General features: G+C 69.8%; 1 protein-coding gene. It reads right to left on the bottom strand.

Annotation, left to right across the window (positions count from 1 at the left end; genetic code table 11):
• Nucleotides 1–30: 30 nt before the first annotated feature.
• A protein-coding gene (locus ACNTMW_RS34290) for an IS3 family transposase (protein ID WP_426638230.1) occupies nt 31–1,226 on the bottom strand; the annotation gives its coding sequence in 2 pieces (ribosomal slippage) (nt 31–945 and nt 948–1,226; 1,194 coding nt in all).
• Between the last annotated feature and the right edge of the window lie 67 nt (nt 1,227–1,293).

Here is a 1,293-nt window from a genome sequence, read left to right as displayed (position 1 = left end):
TGAAGTTCCCCCCGGGATGTGGACACCGGGTTATGCCGCGATCTGCTGGACGGTAGTGGATCCGAGACGTTGTTCGTAGTCGGCGGGACTGAGGTAGCCGAGCGCGGAGTGGCGCCGGCGGTGGTTGTAGAAGGCGATCCAGCGGAAGACGTCGCGGCGGGCGTCGGCCTCGCTGGCCCAGCGGCGGTGGTCGACGTCGAGTTCGCGTTTGAGGGTGGCGAAGAAGGCTTCGGCCAGGGCGTTGTCATACGACGAGCCGATGCGGCCCATCGAGCGGCACACCCCGTGGCGGTCGCAGGCGGCGGCGAAGTCGGCGCTGGTGTACTGGGCGCCCCTGTCGCTATGAAAGATCACGTTGTCGACCCGGCCACCGCGGGCACGGACGGCGGCGTCGAGGGCGTCTATGACCAGGTCGGCGCGCATGTGGCTGTTGAGTGACCAGCCGATCAGCCGGCGCGAGGCGATGTCGATGACGGTGGCCAGATACAGCCAGCGCTCGCCGACGCGCAGGTACGTGATGTCTCCGCACCAGCGAGTGTCGAGCGCGGTGGCGGTGAAGTCCCGCCCGAGCAGGTCCGGTGCCGGCGGCGCGGCCGGGTCGGGGATGGTGGTGCGCGTGCGTTTGCGCTGATGGCGGCCCACGACGTCGCCGACGCGCATCAGCCGGGCGGTGCGCTTGTGGTTGACCGGCCGACCTCGCTCACGCAGTTCGACGGTCACCCGCGGGGACCCGTAGCTGCCGCCGGATTCGGCGTGAATGGCGCGGATCTCGGCCAGGAGCGCATCGTCGGCCTGCTGGCGGGCCGTTCGGTCCGGTTCGGCGGCCAGCCAGCGGTAGAACCCCGAGCGGGACACCGCCAGGACCCGGCACAGCCGCTTGACGCCATAGGCGGCGCGGTGGGTGGAGATGAACCGAAAGCGGCTGGTCACCGATCCATCTCCTTGGCGAAATAGGCGGCCGCCTTGCGCAGGATCTCCTTCTCCACGCGCAGTTCGGCCACCTCGGCGCGCAGCCGGGCGATCTCGGCGTCCTTGTCCGCCACGCTCAACGCCCTGCCGTCACCGCCCGGCGCTGTTGCGGGCCGGTCCTTGCGCACCCAGTTGCGCAGCGTCTCGTGGCAGACCCCCAGCTCCCGGGCCACGTCGTTGATGGCCCGGCCCGAGGAGCGCACCAGCTCCACCGCGTCGCGCTTGAACTCGTCGGTGTACTTCGACGGACGTCCCAACGGGGACACCCCTTCCTCTGGACTCAAGATCCAGTGTCAGGGTGTCCACACCTCGGGGGGAAGCTCA

This window comes from Planosporangium spinosum, from assembly GCF_049999945.1.
GTDB classification, from domain to species: Bacteria; Actinomycetota; Actinomycetes; order Mycobacteriales; family Micromonosporaceae; genus Planosporangium; species Planosporangium spinosum.
Note: the sequence above shows the minus strand (reverse complement) of the source record. Positions and strands in the feature narration are given on the sequence as shown.